The sequence below is a fragment of the Rufibacter latericius genome, from assembly GCF_003721515.1.
Taxonomy (GTDB): Bacteria; Bacteroidota; Bacteroidia; order Cytophagales; family Hymenobacteraceae; genus Nibribacter; species Nibribacter latericius.
Genome location: NZ_RJJD01000008.1, coordinates 521,994 through 540,520, shown reverse-complemented (window position 1 = coordinate 540,520; position 18,527 = coordinate 521,994). Strand labels below are relative to the sequence as shown.

General features: G+C 50.1%; 13 protein-coding genes and 1 tRNA gene. 7 read left to right on the top strand and 7 right to left on the bottom strand.

Going from position 1 to position 18,527, the window contains the following annotated elements; all coding sequences use genetic code 11:
* Window positions 1-54 precede the first annotated feature (54 nt).
* Window positions 55-1,173, bottom strand: a complete 1,119-nt coding sequence (locus EFB08_RS14185; protein ID WP_123127603.1) for an NAD(P)/FAD-dependent oxidoreductase — start codon at window positions 1,171-1,173, stop codon at window positions 55-57.
* 159 nt (window positions 1,174-1,332) lie between these two features.
* Here EFB08_RS14185 and EFB08_RS14180 point away from each other — a divergent pair, with 159 nt between their 5' ends.
* On the top strand, window positions 1,333-1,701 hold the full coding sequence (locus EFB08_RS14180; RefSeq protein WP_123127602.1) for a T9SS type A sorting domain-containing protein: 369 nt from the start codon (window positions 1,333-1,335) through the stop codon (window positions 1,699-1,701).
* A gap of 621 nt (window positions 1,702-2,322) precedes the next feature.
* Here the strand turns inward: EFB08_RS14180 and EFB08_RS14175 are convergent.
* Window positions 2,323-2,394: transfer RNA gene (locus tag EFB08_RS14175), tRNA-Arg, on the bottom strand.
* Between the two features lie 370 nt (window positions 2,395-2,764).
* On the opposite strand from EFB08_RS14175, the gene EFB08_RS14170 reads away from it, so the two are divergent.
* Window positions 2,765-2,965, top strand: a complete 201-nt coding sequence (locus tag EFB08_RS14170) for a hypothetical protein (RefSeq protein WP_123127601.1) — start codon at window positions 2,765-2,767, stop codon at window positions 2,963-2,965.
* 416 nt (window positions 2,966-3,381) lie between these two features.
* Complete coding sequence (locus EFB08_RS14165; protein ID WP_123127600.1) at window positions 3,382-4,524, top strand: DUF2652 domain-containing protein; 1,143 nt, start codon at window positions 3,382-3,384, stop codon at window positions 4,522-4,524.
* 71 nt (window positions 4,525-4,595) lie between these two features.
* Here the strand turns inward: EFB08_RS14165 and EFB08_RS14160 are convergent, their stop codons facing one another.
* Window positions 4,596-5,783: a Pycsar system effector family protein gene (locus EFB08_RS14160; RefSeq protein ID WP_123127599.1), complete on the bottom strand. Its 1,188-nt coding sequence runs from the start codon at window positions 5,781-5,783 to the stop codon at window positions 4,596-4,598.
* A 600-nt stretch (window positions 5,784-6,383) separates the two neighbouring features.
* On the opposite strand from EFB08_RS14160, the gene EFB08_RS14150 reads away from it, so the two are divergent.
* Complete coding sequence (locus EFB08_RS14150; protein ID WP_123127597.1) at window positions 6,384-10,127, top strand: metallophosphoesterase; 3,744 nt, start codon at window positions 6,384-6,386, stop codon at window positions 10,125-10,127.
* Between the two features lie 58 nt (window positions 10,128-10,185).
* Entirely contained in the window at window positions 10,186-11,217 is a 1,032-nt protein-coding gene (locus EFB08_RS14145; RefSeq protein WP_123127596.1) for a DUF6268 family outer membrane beta-barrel protein, read from the top strand.
* A 120-nt stretch (window positions 11,218-11,337) separates the two neighbouring features.
* Here the strand turns inward: EFB08_RS14145 and ppk1 are convergent, their stop codons facing one another.
* The 4 genes from ppk1 to EFB08_RS14125 all read right to left on the bottom strand — a co-directional run bounded on the left by ppk1 (window position 11,338) and on the right by EFB08_RS14125 (window position 16,139).
* Entirely contained in the window at window positions 11,338-13,464 is a 2,127-nt protein-coding gene (ppk1, locus tag EFB08_RS14140) for a polyphosphate kinase 1 (RefSeq protein ID WP_123127595.1), read from the bottom strand.
* Window positions 13,465-13,498: 34 nt separating this feature from the next.
* Window positions 13,499-13,996 carry a SixA phosphatase family protein gene (locus EFB08_RS14135; protein WP_123127963.1) on the bottom strand — a complete coding sequence of 166 codons (498 nt, stop codon included), beginning with the start codon at window positions 13,994-13,996 and terminating at the stop codon, window positions 13,499-13,501.
* Window positions 13,997-14,232: 236 nt separating this feature from the next.
* The gene (gene hflX / locus EFB08_RS14130) at window positions 14,233-15,432 is read right to left on the bottom strand and encodes a GTPase HflX (protein ID WP_123127594.1); all 1,200 of its coding nucleotides are present in this window, start codon (window positions 15,430-15,432) and stop codon (window positions 14,233-14,235) included.
* Window positions 15,433-15,440: 8 nt separating this feature from the next.
* The gene (locus tag EFB08_RS14125; protein ID WP_123127593.1) at window positions 15,441-16,139 is read right to left on the bottom strand and encodes a c-type cytochrome; all 699 of its coding nucleotides are present in this window, start codon (window positions 16,137-16,139) and stop codon (window positions 15,441-15,443) included.
* 147 nt (window positions 16,140-16,286) lie between these two features.
* Between EFB08_RS14125 and EFB08_RS14120 the strand changes: the two genes are divergently transcribed.
* The gene (locus EFB08_RS14120; RefSeq protein WP_123127592.1) at window positions 16,287-17,426 is read left to right on the top strand and encodes a glycosyltransferase family 4 protein; all 1,140 of its coding nucleotides are present in this window, start codon (window positions 16,287-16,289) and stop codon (window positions 17,424-17,426) included.
* Between the two features lie 117 nt (window positions 17,427-17,543).
* Window positions 17,544-18,086, top strand: a complete 543-nt coding sequence (gene rfbC, locus EFB08_RS14115) for a dTDP-4-dehydrorhamnose 3,5-epimerase (protein ID WP_123127591.1) — start codon at window positions 17,544-17,546, stop codon at window positions 18,084-18,086.
* Window positions 18,087-18,527: the final 441 nt, after the last annotated feature.

Here is an 18,527-nt window from a genome sequence, read left to right as displayed (position 1 = left end):
AGGAAAACAGACCTGAAATGCCCCAGCACTGCATAAAGGATAGCTATGATTGCTTTAGAAAGGTTTGCCGTGGGTACGCCGCATGATGGCGTTTACCGCACCTGGTAGATATTTCAAGCCCGCTACTGCCAACTCAGACAACACCGGCTGTCCGAACAGACGCTGCACCAACCGACCGGTCTGCAACCTGGCGCCAAATTGCCGCTGCCAATCCGAAGCGTAGTTTGCCTCCATCTGGGATCTGGTTTGCTGGCCGTTTAAGAAAAGCAGTACCTGTTCTGACAAAAGCTTGGCCGAGTGGATGGCCATGGCCATGCCGTTTCCGCAGAGAGGCGTGATCAGGCCGGCAGCGTCTCCGCTCATGAGCACATGATCTTCCAGGCAGGCCTTAGGTTCAAAGGAGATTTCGTTGATGACCTCGGGTTGCGGGTACAGGAACTCACTGTTGGCGAAAAGGTCGCGCAGGTGAGGGTTTTTGTACAGTTCTTGGGCTTCCATTTCGGCAATGGTGCCGTGTTTCTTCAGGTTTTGGCGCGTGGTCAGGTAACAGAAGCAAAAACGATCCTCTTCAATGGCCGACACCCCGGCGTAGCCATCAGAAAAATTATGCAGCGCAATGATGTGCCGGGGCAGTTGCGTGCGCACATGGTATTTAACAGCCAGATAAGGCGACCGCTTCTCGAAAAAAGCACGGTTAAAACGACGGTCTAACGCACTGCGTTTGCCGTACGCCCCAATCACCACCGGAGCCTGAAGCTGCTCGCCGGAAGAGAGCGTCACTATGAAAATGTTTCCGTCAAAATAAACATCGGTGGTGCTTACCTGTTCTCTGAACGTGACTCCCTGCCGCTGCGCCAATTGATAGAGGTGGTGATCCAGTCTGTATCGGCTAATGCCAAAACCGCCTAAGTCAAGCGGCGTCTGCAGGGTTCGGCCAGCCGGCGATGAGAGCATAAAATGTGTTAATTGGGCAGGCTTTAGTTCCTCCACGGCTACTCCCAAAGTTTTCAGAAAAGGGAGGACCTCGTTGGAAATGTATTCGCCGCATACTTTATGGAAAGGAAACCTTTTCTTCTCCACCAAAGTCACTTCTACGCCCTGGCCGGATAGTCGCAAAGCGTTCACCAGACCGGCTAATCCTCCTCCAATGACAATGACTTTTTGGGTAAGCATAGGGCTGGGCTAAGATGTTGTTTTTATTCAATTAGTGTTATTTAGAACACTTGAATTACGTATTTGTTCAATTTAAAATGCAAAACCAAGCAGGCTCCTTGATCGTTATGAAGATATAAGTTACTGCTATGCATTTGAAATCAAGATTAAAGAAAACCCATGAAACACCTTATACTCTTTTTAGTGATTTGTTTCACCTTCTACGATGTGCCCGCCCAGGTAAGAACCCGGCCGCTGCCCACCGAACAGAAGAGTGAGGCAAAGGTGGACGTAGAGGAACAGTCTATGTCTGTATATCCTAATCCCACCAACGGCGTGATCACCATCTCCTTAGAAGGATTTGAAGGCAAAAAGACCGATCTGCGGATTATGAATGTGATTGGTAACATTGTTTACCGTGAAGTGATCCAGGACCCAGATACCCATTACATGAAAACGCTGGACCTGAATAAATTATCTAAAGGTCTGTATTACGTAAAACTAGAGGCCCCCTCGTACAGCGAAGTAAGGAAAGTGATTCTTCGGTAATGTAAGGCAAATTATAAGTAAAAGGCAAAACCCATTGGTTTTGCCTTTTTTATTTAACCCTGGTTTTCACGAAACCAGAGGGTTGCCTAATTGTTTTAGGTATGAAATGTAAATCAAGGGTTTGAAGGCATTTCAAATGCATAAGAAAGAAAAACCGATGTCTTGTACTTTTGTTTCAAAATCTCACTCCTGAATTAATCTGGAAGGATGAAAAAGCCTGGCTGCAGAAATAATATCGGTGGGAAAACAAGCTAAATCCATGAAATTGCCTTGTGGGTTGGTGTATTTTAAAATAAAAGCTACCCTCAGGTTCTAAGTAAAAATCCTTCAATTGCTTTCCCTGACTACCAATTTAAAACAAATTGGATATTTCTCAAGGTCTTCTATTTATAGGAAGAATTTCTTCTAACTCCATTTTCTTGAATTTAGAATAGAATTATGCCTCTACCTCATTGAAATGGAAATAAGGAGTTTTATTTTAATTTCAGGTGCAAAATCTTTACAATAAAAAAGAATATTGTAGAAAAAGGAGAATTGCACCGTTAGAGAACCTATTTGGTTATTCGGGTCAGTTCCGGCATTTAGGGAAGGGGAGAGAGATTTCCCAAGGTAGGGAAAGTGTGGCCTCGCCGGGAATCGAACCCAGATCTAAAGTTTAGGAAACTTCTATTCTATCCGTTGAACTACGGGGCCAGGTAAAACAGCCTTCGCTGCCTTGCAAAAGTAAATCAAAATTAATTTCCATAAAATAGTAAGAGGACTAATTCTGGTCTTTTGAGGTTTTTAGTTGGAACAGCAAAGAATTCTACAATCCTCCAGAGAGGCTTAAAACAGAATTGCTACTGGCTTTTCCAAGAAGAAACCAACATTGATGACCTATTTAAAGAAAATAATCTGAAATAAAGCAATAATTGCAGGGGTAATTCCTTTATTAAGAAACAAAAGGTTATGTTGAATTCGTAAAGCAAATATGCAGGAACAATTAACAGTTTAATGCTGAACATTCACCGTAATTTATATATTTGCACCGAATTTATTTTTAAACGACCCATTTACTATTACTATGAGAGATCAATTAAAAGCAAAGCTTGACAAAATGCAGATGGAGGTTATCCGCGATTGTCAGAATGTAGAAGATGTTCAATTGATGCTAGGTATTTTTAGCCAAATGAATGAGGCTTTGAATCAAATTCCAGATTCATTAAACAAGCCAAAAGGTGCTAAAAGAGGCCGTAAGCCTAAAAGCGCTGACGCTAATTCCTAAGAAGAACCTTAGAGAAGTAAAAGGAGTGAGGCGACCCGGTGAAGGGTCCTTCACTCTTTTTTGTTTTAGGGCTATTTTCAGGAAAATGACCCTAAAACAATCGCGGGGATTCTTATCAAGAAATTGTTATTAGGCGCTGAGGGAAGGAATAAGTTTTATTTCTGGCAACACCCAAATCAAGTAAGAATTTGCAAGAAAGCCTTATTTCATGGCCGGCTTTTAACGGATTTGGGAGAGGAAGTGCCCGGGCTTGCCCCAGCCAGGAAAAGAAGTTCAGGAAAATTTTCAACAAGTGCCCACTAAAGGCAAAGGAAGAGACGTAATTCACGTATATGTGGCGTTGGTAGGTAACCCAATAGGAAGATGACATTGGTTGAATACTTCAACTGAACGGCTTCTACTTTAGTTTGAAATCCATGGAGTCAACAGTAACCAATATTTCTTTAGCACCCCATGAATCGGATGATTCGCAGCCGGCGCTGCTCTTCATTCCGGATATAAGCGGCTTTACCCGTTTCATGCATGAAAACGGGGTGCAGTACAGCCGTAACCTGATTGCTGACTTACTGGAGATTATCATTGAGGCCAATATCCTGAACATGGAGGTCTGCGAGATTCAGGGAGACGCCATTCTGTTTTATAAAATAGGGGAGCCGCCGGCCATTGACCAGATCGTAAGCCAGTGCAAACAGATTTTCCTTGATTTCCAGAACTACCTGCGCATCATGGAGCGCGATGATATTCTGGCTAGTCCTCACTTGTCAGAGAATAAACTTACCCTTAAAGTGATCGTGCATTACGGCCGCATCAGTGTAACCCAAATAAGGGACCATATCAAGCTCATGGGCACCGATGTGATTCTGGCCCACCGCTTGCTGAAAAACAGCATAGAGGGCTCAGAATACGTGCTCCTGACCGAAGGATACCTGAATACCCAGGCTCCCGAGGCAGTGGCGCAGAATTTTGAGTGGACGCAGCTGAAAGACGGTATGAATAGCTATGAGCACGTGGGGGATATTCGGTACAAATACGCTTTCCTTACCCCGTTGCGCCTCCTGGTCACCGATCCTGAGGCCGAGCATACCCACAAGCAGTACCCCAATACCTTTTCCCTGAGAGACCACATCAAAGCCCCGGTAGAATTAGTGCTGCGAGTTATCCAGAACTATCGGTTAAAACCCAAGTGGATGCACCGCGTGAAAAGCGCTCGTTTTGACACCAAAAAGGGAAGCCGTATTGGCACCAACTACTTCTGCGAAATGGAGAAAGGCGGGTCTATTGAAATGCAGACCTTGCAGAGCCGGGTAACGGCAGACAAAACCGAGGTTATTGAGAAAATGGCTAACTTCAAGATGTTCCCCAACTCTCTCATTTTTTATTACCTGCACCAGGAGCAGGAAGGCACTTTGCTTACCCTGGAATTCCATTACAGCAGGGTTTCTGTGGGCGATTATTTCTATGAGAATTACGGCCGGAAACAGATCAAGGGCTTCATGAAATCCTCCTTATTGCAACTGAAACACCTCTGCGAACAGTTATATAAGAACCGAACTAAATAGCACCAATGTAAAAACAGAAGGGCTGCCGTGGTTACACGGCAGCCCTTCTGTTTTATAGAATATTTGACTTTCTAACGGGAAATGGCAATCACAAAGGAAAGCACCGTCAAGATAATCCCGATCATGAAAATGGTGTACGAGATGCGCAATAAACGGTACTTGTTTTTAAGCACATCGCCCAGGTAATAAATATCGGTGATCATGTTGTTGTAGAGGGCGTTCTTGTCACGCATGATGTCATGCATGCCGTTCTGGAAGTCCTCCAGCGGAATCTTAGTGAAGTTCCCGAAGAACAGCAGGTTGATGCGGCGGCTGGTGAGTTTGTCGGGGCGCACCCGGAAACTGGTCACCTCAGGCTGCGCCGAGATAATGGCCGAGATCACCGAGGCCAAGGTGGTGGCCAGCAGGATACCCACCGGAATCATCAGAATGGGGTTACGGGTAAACTCGGCCCCAATGATGGACGATTTGGTCCCCAGGTAAGTGATGATGATGGACATAATGATGGCGTTCAGGCTGATCATCATGTTGGCTTTGTTGTCGGCGATGGCACTCAGACTGATGTGGTTGTCATAGGTGCTTTTGAACATGGTCTCAATCCCGCGTTTGGGTTGGGCCAAGTCTTCGCGGTTCTTCTTCTCCTTTTTCTTTTTCTTCTTGGCCAGCTCCAACTGATGGGTACGCTGCTCCTGAATGTTCTTGCTCAACTGCTTAGAGAATTTGGCCTGTGCCGCTTGGGTTCTGAAAGAAACGGAAAGCAAAAAGTCAAGTTGGTACTGCGCCCACTCCAGGTCTGAGAAGGTGCGGTTCTGGAAGATCTCCCACTCCACACGCAACAGCTCTGCCGTCGCGAAGAAAGTGTCTTTGCCAATGTTAGCGATGTCGGCGTCAACTAGAATATCTTCCAGCAGGTGGTGCGTGATCTGGCCGTGTTTGGTGGCCATGATGCAGCGGTTTACCTGCTGTATTTTCTCTTCGGGGTATTTCTCGGCTCGCAGAAAGGCGGTGGAAATCTCTATGCTCTCCTCTTCATGGTTCTCATAGGTGGTCACGTAGCCGGTGTCATGAAACCAGGCCGCCAGCATCAGCATCTCCATCTCCTCGGGGGACAGCGTGTACCCCTGGGCCAGTTCCCTGGCCTCCTTTACCACCTCAAACGTGTGTTTGTAGTTGTGGTAAACTAATTTCTTTGATAGTTTCTCTTTGAAAAGCGTGAACACATAGTTGCCAGCTTTCCGGATGAGATCTTCGTTTTTCATAAAGTAGGTGAGAGCGATATTGCCCGTAGCACTTGTCTGAAAACAGCGCATCGGCTGTTTCTGATATAGGTGAATCCAAAGGTCTACAACGCGAAACCGGCCTTGAAGGTTAACTGAAATCCTTTCGGGGTACCGGCGGAGGCAATTCGCTTTGGGGCCGTTTTAGGCAAAACACCTTAAAACGCCAACGCTTAATCCTGCAAGCTAAACCAGAAATCCTCCATTCTGTCAACAGGTAAGCCAGGTAAGTGTCTCGCCTCCAGAAGCCTGCCTTAAGTTGTGCTTCTTTTGCCAAAAGGCTTTGCAAGGTTGAAAGTCGTTCTGGGGCTGTTTTCAGGAAAACGGGCGTAGAACGGCAAAGTGCAGACTTCGGGTTTCCCCAGCTGATAAATTAGAAGAACGCCAACAGGTTTCCCTAACCCTAACTGCTGTGTGTACGTCATAGAGGCAAATATTCTGCAGAACCTATTTACCAAGGATAGGATAATCCCTGAAGCCCGGACTCCGTATAAGGAGCAGCTTTTACGTCCTTGAGTCTTTTCTGCTCCCTGCTTAAGATAGGGGAGCCCGCAGAATGACAAGCCTTGCCACCTATTGTTCATGAAGAAAAAATACAGTCTCCTCTTATTACTTTTTGCCGTTTTCTGGTTAGTGCAGGCCTGTAAAACCGCCAAGCCCTACTATGCCCGCAATGTGGTGGACTGGCAATCCCATGCTCCCAAAGACACCTCTGAGATTATCTACAGCGTCTTTCTGATCGGGGATGCCGGGGCACCCCTCACCGATAAACCCGACCCGACCCTCATGCACCTGAAGTCCCAGATTGACCAGGCCGGAGAGAAAAGCGCGGTAGTGTACCTGGGCGACAACATTTACCACAACGGCCTGCCAGAACCAGACGCCTATGACCGGAAAACCGCCGAGGACCGGATGAAAGCCCAATTGGAAATTCTTAAGGGCTACAAAGGCGAGAAATACATGATTCCCGGAAACCACGATTGGGGCGGCGGCAGCGGCTCCCCAGATGGATTGAATGCCGTAATACGGGAAGAGCGCTTTGTAGAGGAATACCTCGCCGACAGCAACATTGTGGTAGGCAACGACTTTTTCGTGCCGGGCAACGGGTGTCCAGGCCCGTTTGAGGTCCTGATAGAGGAGGAGATCGTCCTTATCGCGCTGGATTCCCACTGGTGGTTGCATCCCTATGACAAACCCTACGGCGATGATAATCCCTGCGGCGTGGTCAGTGAAGTAGACGTGCTGGTGCAACTGGAAGACATCATCGATAAAAACAAAGGCAAGAACATTGTGGTGGTGGGGCACCACCCGCTGTTCAGCAACGGAATCCACGGCGGGTACTTCACCCTCACTGACCATTTGTTCCCACTTACTATCCTCAGGAAAGGCTGGGTGCTGCCATTGCCCATCATCGGGTCCATTTACCCTTTGGCCCGTAAATACGGCGGCATTGCCCAGGATATTCCCCACCCCAGCTACCAGGCCTATATCAACGGACTTTTAAAGGTCTTCAACAAATACGATAACATTGTCTACGCAGCGGGGCATGAGCACAACCTGCAGTATTTTAAGCAGGGAAAACTGGCGCACATTGTAAGCGGTGCCGGTTGTAAAACCCAGCACGTGAAAAACGGCGGCGACGCGCTCTACGCCGAGAAATCTCAAGGCTATGCCCGCATCAACTACTATAAGAATGGCGAAGCGTGGGTAGAATTCTGGGCCAAAAACGACGATGAAGAGCCCGCCAGGTTGTCCTTCCGGATGCCCATGTACGCCCGCACCAAACCCGAGGCCGAGCAGGTTGCCATTACCAAAGAAGATTACAAAGACAGCACCATCACAGTGCCCGCCAATAAAGCCTATGGCGTAGGTGCCTTCAAGAAAGGCCTTCTGGGGAACCATTACCGTCGGGAGTGGCAAACGCCGGTAACCATTCCAATGCTGGATCTGCAGCGGGAGAAGGGCGGATTGGTGCCTTACCAGAAAGGGGGCGGAAAACAGACGTCTTCCCTGAAACTGCGCAACGAAGAAGGCCGGGAATACACGCTGCGTTCCGTGAACAAAGACCCCACCAACGTGTTGCCGGTGGCGTTGCAGGAAACCTTCGCCCGTGATTTGTTGCAGGACCAGATTTCGGCGCAGCACCCTTACGGAGCTTTAATTTCGGCGAAACTAGCCGATGCCGCAGGGGTTTACCATACCAATCCTAAACTGGTGTATATTCCCAGTGATCCGCGCCTGCGCCAGTACCTGGATGAATTCAACAACACCGTCGCTTTCCTGGAAGAAGACGCCGACGAAGACCATTCAGACGTGGCCAGTCTGGGTAACGCTACCAACATCATCGGGACGGAGAAACTGCTGGAACGAAAACGCAACGACCATGACAACCGGGTAGACGAGCAGGAATTTGCCCGCGCCCGTCTTCTGGACATGCTCATTGGCGACTGGGACCGGCACGAAGGTCAGTGGCGCTGGGTAGAAACCAAGTCAGGTGAGGACAACCGTACCTACCGGCCGGTACCTGAGGACCGCGACATCGCGTTCTTCAAAGCCGATGGCATTATTCCCTGGCTGGTGAGCCGACGGTGGGCGGTGCGTAATTTTCAGCACTTCGGGAAAGATTTCGGGGACTACAAAGGCCTTAACCTGACAGCGCTCACCGTAGACCGTACCTTTCTGTCCAGCGTGACGCGCGGGCAGTGGGTTGGCCTGGCCAATGAACTGAAAGCTGCCATGACCGATGAGGCCATAGAGGAAGCGGTGCGGCAAATGCCCCCAGAGGTATATCCTTTGTCCGGGCCTGAGTTGATTTCCAAGCTGAAATCCAGGAGAGACCTTCTGCCCCAGGTAGCCGAGAAATATTACCTGCACCTGGCCGAGGACGTGGACATTGCGGGCTCAGACAAACGTGAGAAGTTTGAGGTGAACCGCATTTCCGATGACCAAACCGAGGTGGTGATGCGCAAAATCAACAAAGAGGGAAAGGTCTCCAAAGAGCTCTACCGCCGCTTGTTTTTCAACAAGGAAACCGAGGAAATCAGGCTGTATGGCTTGGGTGGTGATGATGTGTTTGAGGTTATCGGGAACACTAAAACCGGGCCCATGATACGCATCATCGGCGGCGAGGGTAATGACTCCATCTCAGACCAGTCACGGGTGAAAGGCTCGGTGCGCAAAACCAAGGTCTATGACTTCACCGGTGAGAAAAACGTGTTGGCCCTGGGTTCAGAAGCCGAAGACAAAACCGAGGCTTTTGAAGACGTGAACCTCTATGACCGCGACAATTACAAAATTCCGTATTTCGGGCCAAGGTTGTCTATTGAGTATAACGTAGACGATGGCCTGTTTTTGGGCGGCGGGGTGCTGTACCGCAACCACAAGTTCAGGAAGCAGCCGTACGCGTCTGAGCATTACCTGCGGGCCAATTATGCCTTCGCCACCCAGGCCTACAACATCAGGTATGACTCAGAATTTAAGCAGGTGTTCAATGACAAGCTGGACCTTGGGGTGAAGGCGGCCATTTTCGGGCCGCAGTACCAGATCAACTTCTTCGGGCTGGGCAACGAAACCGAACAAACCCGCGGAATCAAGGACTACCGGGTGCGGCAGAGCAGAATGATGGTGTCACCCACCTTGAATACCAGTTTCACCCACTTCGTGCGCATGGGCATTGGGCCGTTCTATGACCGGTATGAGCTGCAGCATTATCCTGGCCGGTACGTGGAAGATATTCTCCCGGAAGAAGCGTTTGGCATGGAGCAGTTTACCGGGGTAAGGGCCTTCCTGAATCTGCAGGCGGTGAGCACGCCCATCAACCCGCGTATTGGTCTGAAATGGCTGAACGAGTTTTCTTATACCCATCAGTTGGGCGGGGAGCGGCGAAATTTCGGGCATCTTGGGTCTGAGTTCATGTTTTACATCGGGCCGCGCCTTCCGTTCCAATTGACATTGGCGGCAAGGTTGGGCGGAGCGCATAACATCGGGGATTTCCCGTTCTACCAAGCCAACACTCTGGGCGGCCTCACCAACCTGCGCGGTTACCGCCGGACCCGTTTTGCCGGTCGCACATCTGTTTACCAGAACACCGAGGTACGCCTGGAGGTCTTCAAATTCAACGTGTACCTGTTCCCGGGTAAGTTCGGGATCATGGGTCTGGTGGACCACGGACGGGTTTGGGCCGATGGCGAATCGTCTAACAAGATTCACCGCGGGGTAGGCGGCGGTATCTGGATTGATGTACTCAAGCAAGCGGTCATAAACGCCACCTATACAGCGGGCGAGGATGAGAAACTGTTCAACCTAAACTTCGGCTTCCTCTTTTAATATGTCTTCTACCTTATTGAATTCCCAAATGAGCTGCTTGAGGAGAGGTCTTGTTTTGATGGCTGTTTTAACCCTGATTTCTTTAAAACAGCCCCTAAACGCGCAGGGCTTTTTCTCTGATTCGCTGCGGGCGGCAAGAGACACCACAGATGAAAAGGAGTTGGCCAATCCGTCGGTGGTGGGCATGGGCAAAAGCAAAGGCATTATCATCCGGTATGAGCGGCTGCCTCGGTTTGGCATGCACTCCCGGGCGCAGCAGAGCAGCGTAGAAGATGCCCGCGCCGATGTGCTCAAAAGCAACCGGTTTGAGTTCAAGGCCTACGCACCGCTGGTGAATAACCCGCACTTCAAACTGGTGCTGGGCGGCAGTTACTTTCTGGAGGAGTTTAATTACAAGGAGCCCGAAACGCAGCAGTACCCGCTCTATCAACGCCTGGAAGACAAAAACCTACGCTCGCTGGACGGGCAACTGGTTATGTTGAAGCCCCTCAACTACAAGAATTACATCATCTTCAGGGTGAAGGGTGAGTTGAACGGCGATTACGGAAAGTACAGCGACATCAGCCTGACCCGGTACCTGCGCACGTCCATGGAAGCCATTTACGGCTGGAAGAAAAGCCCTTACCTATCGTATGGTTTTGGGGTGCAGCTGGGATACGCCTTCGGGCGGCAGACCATTTACCCGGCCTTTCTTTACAACCGCACCTTCAACGACAAGTGGGGGGTAGAGGCGCTTTTCCCGGCCAACGTCACTTTCCGGCGGAATTTCTCAGAGAAGTCGTTGCTGTACATGGGCTACCGCATAGACGGGGCTACCTATAACATCAACATCAACACCGAGCCATTCAACCAGTACGAGACCGTGGAGCTGCGCAAATCAGAAATCAAGGCAAGGCTCCGCTGGGACCGCGAAATCTACGACTTCCTGTGGTTTGCCCTGGAAACCGGCTACCGCTACAACCATAAATTCGATCTGTACGATGGCCGCCAGCGCACGGCAAATCCGTTGATTGAAACCCACATCAAAGACGCTGTTTTCTTCAACGTGGAACTGTTCATAGTACCGCCACGCCGTTTCCTGAAACAATAGTATCCCTGGTTTAAGGCCCGTTTTCTGAAAACAACCCCTAAACCTACTTGCCCATAAAAGCCGATGCCCGTTACAGTTTTCTGCAACGGGCATCGGCTTTTTTTAAGTGATCTCCTGGAATTAGGCGACAGGCTCCACTGGAAATCCGGCTTTGGTGGCTTTGTCTTTCAGGAACTGATAGGCGGCCTGCTGGGCGTGCACCGAAACCGTAGGATCATCGGAAACCCAGTATTGGTTATCGGTTAGGCGGGCTTTCTGGTTGTCTTTCATGTGCATGTCCAGCATGTGTCTGATTTCCTGGCGCAACACCGGGTTGTAGATAGGGAACGCCACTTCTACCCGCCGGCTGAGGTTACGGTTCATCCAGTCGGCCGAGGCCACGTAGATTTTCTCTTCGCCACCGTTGCCAAACACGTAGATGCGGCCGTGTTCCAGGTACCGGTCCACAATGCTGCGCACCGAGATGTTCTCGCTCAGGCCGGGCACCCCCGGAATAAGGCTGCAGATACCGCGCACCAGCAATTCTATCTTCACGCCGGCCTGGCTAGCCTCATACAGTTGCTGAATCATGCGGCTGTCTTGCAGGGCATTCATCTTGGCTACTAGGTAAGCCGGTTTTCCTTCGCGGGCCAGTTGCATCTCGTGTTGGATAAGGGCATTCAGGCCATCGCGCAGGTTGAAAGGAGCTACCAGCAAATGTTCAAAGGTAAGATCACGGTCGCCGTCTACCAGAAAATGGAAAACTTTGGTCAGTTCGTTGGTCAGGCGCTGGTCGGTGGTGAACAGGGCGTGGTCAGTGTAAATGAGCGAGGTTTTCTCGTTGTAGTTACCGGTACTCAGGTACGCGTACTGTACTGCCTGTCCGTTTTCCTGGCGGGTGACCAGGCCAATCTTGCTGTGCACTTTCAGGTCTGGTACGCCATAGATCACGTTGGCCCCGGCTTTCTCCAGTTTGCTTCCCCAGTAAATGTTGGATTCCTCATCGAAACGGGCTTTCAACTCTACCACGGCGGTCACCAGTTTTCCGTTCTCGGCGGCTTTGATGAGGGCTTTGGCCACCTTTGACTTATCGGCCACGCGGTAGAGCGTAACACTGATGCTGGTGACATTAGGATCTACAGCAGCTTCTTCCAGGAATCTTAACACGTAGTCAAACTTCTGGTAGGGGTAATGCAGTAGGAACTCCTGGCTTTTCATGGCCTCCAGCATGCTGGGAGCTTTCTCCAGCCCCGGGTGCGGCAAGGGCGGCTGGGGTTCATAGTAAAGCCCCGGAATCTTGAACTTCGGAAACCCGAAGAAGTCCCGGAAGTTATGGAAACGGCTGCCGGCCACCAGTTCATCGGTGGTGATGCCAATGCGGTCCAGCAAGGCGTGCAGCATGGGTTCCGGAGTTACAGGATCATACAATAAACGACTTGGACGACCGGTTTCCCGCTTTTTAAGGCTTTTCCGGATTTTGGCCATTAAATTCCCCGACACTTCCTCCTCAATGTCCAGCTCGGCATCGCGAGAGAGTTTCACGGCGTAGGCTTCCACTTCGGCGTAGCCGGGGAACAGGTCCGGCAATCCCAGCCTGATCACATCGTCCAGCAGCATCACGTAGTGTTCCCCTTTCTCCACGGGCAGTTCCACAAACCGGCTTCCGTGCTTTTGGGTAGGGATTTCCAGAAGGGCATACTGCTCCGGAGCGCCTTCTTGCTTTGGCTGCAGGCGCACCATGAAGTACACGGTCTGGTCTTTCAGGAAGAGGCCGCTGTGGTTGGTACTGAAGATGATGGGCACCAGCAAGGGTTTAATCTGCCTGCGGAAATAGTCCAGCGCCATGGTCTGCTGCCCATCGGTGCACTCAGCTTCGGTGATGAGGTGAATGTGCTCTTGGCGCAGCTCAGGGATGATCTCGTTCCGGAAAACCTGGCCGAACTCTTTCTGCTGGCGCGAGACCTCGGTGATAACTTCCTCCAGGCCGGGCAGCGGACCGTCTTCCAGCTTTTCGCGGGTTTTCTTTTTGAGTTTGCCTAAACGCCGCAGGGTGGCCACCCGCACCTTGAAGTACTCGTCCAGGTTAGAGGAAAAGATAGCCAGAAAATTCAGGCGCTCCAGTAAAGGTACCCGAGGGTCTTTGGCTTCCTGCAGGACGCGGTAATTGAAGGCAAGCCAGCTTAGTTCCCGGCTGATGAGCGGGGGCAAAGGGTGGGCCGAGCTGGCCTGGGAAGGGGTGGAGGTATCTAGGTTGTCTTTAGAATCCATTCAGGTGGAATTAGGCGTGACCAGTAGGCACGTTTTAGCGATAGTTTTTAGGAAAGTCAAAGAAAAGCTGCTTAGAATTATCTGGCGAGATCTCTCCCCAGTAGCTGCAATCAAAGCTGATGGCCACAATGCCCGCGGTGGGAATGTTGGCGATGCTTTTCTCTGGGCTTAATAGGTTGGCTACCTCGGTGAAGGCCGGGTTGTGGCCTACCAGCATGACGTGGTTGTACTCATCGGGCAGAGAGCGGATAAACCCCACCAGACCTTCAGCGGAAATCATGTAGAGTTCTTCCTGCACCCCAATCTGTTCAGGGGAAAACTTCAGTTCCTTGGCAACCAACGTGGCGGTGGTGATGGCCCTTACAGCCGAGCTGGAGATGACCAGGTCAAGCTTTATTTCCCTTTCCACCAATTCCTGACCCATTAGGGGAGCGTCTGTGCGGCCTCTTTTAGCCAGAGGACGGTCATGGTCACTCAACTCCTCATAGTCCCAACTTGATTTAGCGTGGCGTAACAGATATAGCGTTTTCATTGGATGGTCATAACATGAAAGCCACCGCTGGCTAGCAGCGGTGGCTTTCATGTTTACTGAATGCGCCTGAAAATGGTTGTGCCTGAAGGGAACTGCCTTAAGGTTAAAAGCGCCAAACCAATGTCCTGCCTTTTCAATCCAAAAACAAGACCCCGGGTGTCTTCTTTTACTTTCTTACCCAAGGCAAAGTCTCCTCGCTTTGCGGCCCTTTTCCTGAAAACAGCCCTGAAACAGGATTATTCTTGCGGGGTGTTGTGGGGATAACGCTCGAAGTGGATCTTGGAAACCTGCTCCATAAGCACCTGCCGCAGTTCATCTATGTTGGAGCGGTTGGTGGCCGAGATAAACAGTGCCAGTGGGGCGTGTTCCCGGGCCATGTAAGAAGATTTCAGTTCGCTGATGTCTGGCAGTGCGTCTGGATGGTCTTCCTTCAGTTCCTGCTCCCGCTGCTGCAGGTACAGGTCGGTTTTGTTGAACACCAGAATCACCGGTTTGTCCGCCGACTGAATGTCTTTCAGGGTATCATTCACCACCGCGATGTGCTCTTCAAACGAAGGGTGCGACACATCTACCACGTGCAGCAGCAAGTCAGATTCCCTGATCTCATCCAGGGTGGACTTAAAGCTCTCGATCAATTTGGTAGGCAGTTTCCTAATGAATCCTACCGTGTCTGAGAGCAGCAGCGGAATGTTCTCGATCACCATCTTGCGCACCGTGGCATCTACCGTGGCGAAGAGTTTGTTCTCGGCGAAGACATCGGCTTTGGTGAGTAGGTTCATGAGCGTGGATTTGCCCACGTTGGTGTAGCCTACAAGTGAAACGCGGACAATGCCGGAGCGGGACTTGCGCTGCTCGTAGTTCTGCTTCTCAAATTTCTCCAGCTTCTCTTTGAGTAACGAGATCTTGTCCCGTACAATCCGTCTATCGGTCTCAATCTCGGTTTCCCCTGGTCCGCGCATGGCCACGCCCCCACCTTTCTGCCGGCTTAAGTGGGTCCACATGTTGGTCAGACGGGGGAGGAGGTACCGGTACTGGGCCAGTTCCACTTGGGCGCGGGCCGTGGCTGTTTGGGCCCTCAGCGCGAAGATGTCCAGGATAAGCAAGCTCCGGTCAATGATTTTCACCTCCAACTCGCGCTCCAGGTTACGCACCTGTGACGGGGAAAGGTCATCATCAAAAATGACCATGTCTACCTTGTGTTCCTTCACATAGGCCACAATCTCTTCCAGCTTTCCTTTGCCCACATACGTGCGGGGCTCTGGTTTGTCCAGCTTCTGAACAAACCGCTTCAGGGCCTTGGCGCCAACGGTCTCGGTCAGGAAGGCGAGTTCGTCCAGGTATTCTTTGGTTTTTTCATCGGTCTGCTTGTACTCAGGAACGGCCACTAACACGGCGGTTTCCTGATCTTTGGCAGTAATATGGAGTTGGTTCTTCATGTAGTTCTTTACTTTTTAAGCATGGTGGAATAGAGTGCCAGTGCCTCTATCTCCTGTTCAGAGAGCTGCGAGCCGAAACCCGGCATCAGTCCCCGACCATTAGCAATCACTTCCCGGCAGCCGTCTACGCCAAGGGTACTTTTCTGCAGGTTCACGGCGCCGCCGGTTCCTTTCTGGCCGTCTTCCCCGTGGCAATTGGCGCACAGAGCAGTGTAGATGGCCTTGGTGTTTTCCAGTTGGGTGCCTTCCAGTTGCGCTAAGATAGGATGGCTGGCCTTCTCCGGATCAGGCGAGGCGGTACCCACCTCTCCGGCAGGGGAAACGGCTACGGCTTCGCCTTTATCAGGACGCATTTTCAGGCTTTTGGTTTCGGCCACCCCATATACGTACAGGAAAATAAGCACACCCACCGCGGTCAACAATTTACTGTGCCGCTTAATACCCACGATGGAAAGCGGAATGGCGCCCAACACCAGCAACACTTTCACCAGGAGCCAGGTAGGCAGTGGGCCGTTGTAGTTAAAGGCTAAAAATCCTCCCGACACCAGCATCAGCGAGCCCAGCACTATGTCCAGCATTTTGGTGGAGGAGCGGGTTCTGTTCAGGCTGTTGTGCTTGTTCAGGAAAAGCTGGAAAGCTTTAATTAGAAACAAGATCAGGAACAGAACGACAACCAGAACATGGATGTGCAGAAAAGCGGTGGTCATGGATCTGAGAGCTGCAAAACAGTCAATGGTTTGGTGCAAAGTAAACACAATGGGGCTGAAAACCGATAAACCCCTTCAGATTCTGTACGTAGGAGCGGGTTGCTGCCAAATCTGCTGCTATCTTTGTCTTTTGCTTGATTCTACCCCATGCGTATTGCCATTGTCATCAACAAGTCCTGGAACATCTTCAATTTTCGCCTCAGCTTGGTTAAAGCCTTGCTGGCTGCCGGGCACGAAGTAGTGGCCATTGCCCCCGAGGACGCCTATTCTGCCAAACTGGTCGCCGAGGGCTGCAAATTTGTGCACCTGCCCATGGAAAGCAAAGGCACCAACCCGCTCAAGGACATGCTGCTGGTGGGCAAATTCCTGAAGGCCTACAAAGCCGTACAGCCTGATGTAATTCTGCAGTACACCATCAAGCCCAATATCTATGGCTCCATTGCCGCAAAACTGGCTGGCATTCCAACGGTCAACAATGTGTCTGGTTTGGGAACGGTGTTCATCGTGCAGAACCTGGTTTCTAAGATCGCGATGGCCTTATACCGTTTCTCGTTCCAGTTTCCGGCCAAGGTGTTTTTCCAGAACTCTGATGACCAAGCCCTGTTCCTAGACCGAAAACTGGTGCGCAAGTCAATTACCGAAGTCATTCCTGGTTCCGGCATCAACACCAAACGCTATGTGCCCGCACCGGTTTTCAAGCGCCAAACCCCCTTTGTGTTCCTGATGGTTTCCCGGGCGCTGTATGAAAAAGGCTTGGTAGAGTATGTAGAAGCCAGCAAAATCCTGAAAGCCAAGTACCCTGATTTGCGCATCCAACTCTTGGGCGGCATTGACGAGGAAGGCAACATCGGCATCAAACGGGTTCTGGTAGAACAGTGGGACAAAGAGGGCTGGCTGGAGTACCTAGGCACTTCTGATGACGTTCCCAGCGTGATGCACGCCGCCGACTGCGTGGTCTTGCCGTCTTACCGCGAAGGCACCCCGCGCACCCTGCTAGAAGCCGCTTCCATGGCCAAACCCATTGTCACCACCAACGTTCCGGGCTGCAAAGAAACCGTGGTAGACGGCTACAATGGCTACCTCTGCGAAGTACGCAATGGGGTTAACCTGGCCGCCAAGATGGAACAAATCTATTTGCTTTCAGAAGAAGCCTTGCAGACCATGGGTCAAAACAGTCGCCGCCTGGCCGAAGAAAAATTTGATGAAAAATTCGTGATTGACCGCTATTTCGCGGCTATAGAAAGCGCAACAGGCAAAGTTGCAAGAAAGAAAATAGTACATAACTAAATTAATTATATACTAAATTAATTATATATTGGATCTAGATTTTATTATGGATTGCTAAGTAAATACCATTAATAAATAGCCTTATTTACAAGTTAAGAAATCTACTCTTAAGTACGTATGCAAATAAAAAACTACCAATTAGCAGGAGTTCTTGAAATTACACCCAAAGTGTTTGTTGATGAACGAGGTGCTTTCCTTGAAACCTTCAGCACTAGGTTATTTGCTGATGCTGGTATCGTAGAGACGTTTGTCCAGGACAATAAATCCATCTCAAAAAAGGGAGTCCTCAGGGGACTGCATTTCCAAAAACCGCCTTTTGCCCAGGCAAAACTGGTAAGCGTAGTAGCCGGAAAAGCCTTGGATGTAGCCGTGGACATACGTAAGGATTCCCCTACATATGGGCAGCACGTAACCTGCTTGCTGGATGCTGATAAGCATAACTGTATTTTTATTCCCATCGGTTTTGCGCACGGGTTTGTGGCTCTGGAAGAAGGCACCATCTTTCAATACAAATGCAGCAATTACTATAACAAAGAGTCTGAAGGTGGTTTACTCTGGAATGATCCAGCTTTGAAAATAGACTGGGGCATTGAGAACCCATTGGTGTCTGAAAAAGATGAAATCTTGCCTATGTTGGAGGGATTCGACTCTCCTTTTTAACTACTCATTTAAATATCTGAAAAGCCTCTACAGTTCTGTAGGGGCTTTTTTGTTAATCCGTTTCTGGCCTGTTTTCCAGAAAGTAGGCCGCAAATAGGTCCTTTCAGTGCTCAAGGTAGGTTATGCCTTACCTATTTTTTTAACGGTAGTAACAGCCTTTCCGCTCCGCTTTTGACACTGACCTTCATATGCTTTCGTTTTCCTTCTGCTCAAGGAAGGCTATATGAAGGATCTTATTTTTCCTTTTCCTTAAATTCCGTTTGAAGGCTGATTTCCATAAAGTAAGGCTAAAATAAAGCTTCAGAAGGATAGGTGATCCCTTCATTTGGAAAGCCTTCATCCAGCAAAGAGGTTTCTGTTTTTGGCCCTATTTCCTGAAAACTGCTTTAAAACACTGATGCTTCCATTGTTTCAATTGCCGTCTTTTAAGGGTGCGCTTAA

Excerpts from the sequence above, each read along its gene's own strand:
- EFB08_RS14185 (WP_123127603.1), bottom strand. The coding sequence starts at position 1,173 with ATGCTTACCCAAAAAGTCATTGTCATTGGAGGAGGATTAGCCGGTCTG.
- EFB08_RS14180 (WP_123127602.1), top strand. The coding sequence starts at position 1,333 with ATGAAACACCTTATACTCTTTTTAGTGATTTGTTTCACCTTCTACGAT.
- EFB08_RS14170 (WP_123127601.1), top strand. The coding sequence starts at position 2,765 with ATGAGAGATCAATTAAAAGCAAAGCTTGACAAAATGCAGATGGAGGTT.
- EFB08_RS14165 (WP_123127600.1), top strand. The coding sequence starts at position 3,382 with ATGGAGTCAACAGTAACCAATATTTCTTTAGCACCCCATGAATCGGAT.
- EFB08_RS14160 (WP_123127599.1), bottom strand. The coding sequence starts at position 5,783 with ATGAAAAACGAAGATCTCATCCGGAAAGCTGGCAACTATGTGTTCACG.
- EFB08_RS14150 (WP_123127597.1), top strand. The coding sequence starts at position 6,384 with ATGAAGAAAAAATACAGTCTCCTCTTATTACTTTTTGCCGTTTTCTGG.
- EFB08_RS14145 (WP_123127596.1), top strand. The coding sequence starts at position 10,186 with ATGGCTGTTTTAACCCTGATTTCTTTAAAACAGCCCCTAAACGCGCAG.
- ppk1 (WP_123127595.1), bottom strand. The coding sequence starts at position 13,464 with ATGGATTCTAAAGACAACCTAGATACCTCCACCCCTTCCCAGGCCAGC.
- EFB08_RS14135 (WP_123127963.1), bottom strand. The coding sequence starts at position 13,996 with ATGAAAACGCTATATCTGTTACGCCACGCTAAATCAAGTTGGGACTAT.
- hflX (WP_123127594.1), bottom strand. The coding sequence starts at position 15,432 with ATGAAGAACCAACTCCATATTACTGCCAAAGATCAGGAAACCGCCGTG.
- EFB08_RS14125 (WP_123127593.1), bottom strand. The coding sequence starts at position 16,139 with ATGACCACCGCTTTTCTGCACATCCATGTTCTGGTTGTCGTTCTGTTC.
- EFB08_RS14120 (WP_123127592.1), top strand. The coding sequence starts at position 16,287 with ATGCGTATTGCCATTGTCATCAACAAGTCCTGGAACATCTTCAATTTT.
- rfbC (WP_123127591.1), top strand. The coding sequence starts at position 17,544 with ATGCAAATAAAAAACTACCAATTAGCAGGAGTTCTTGAAATTACACCC.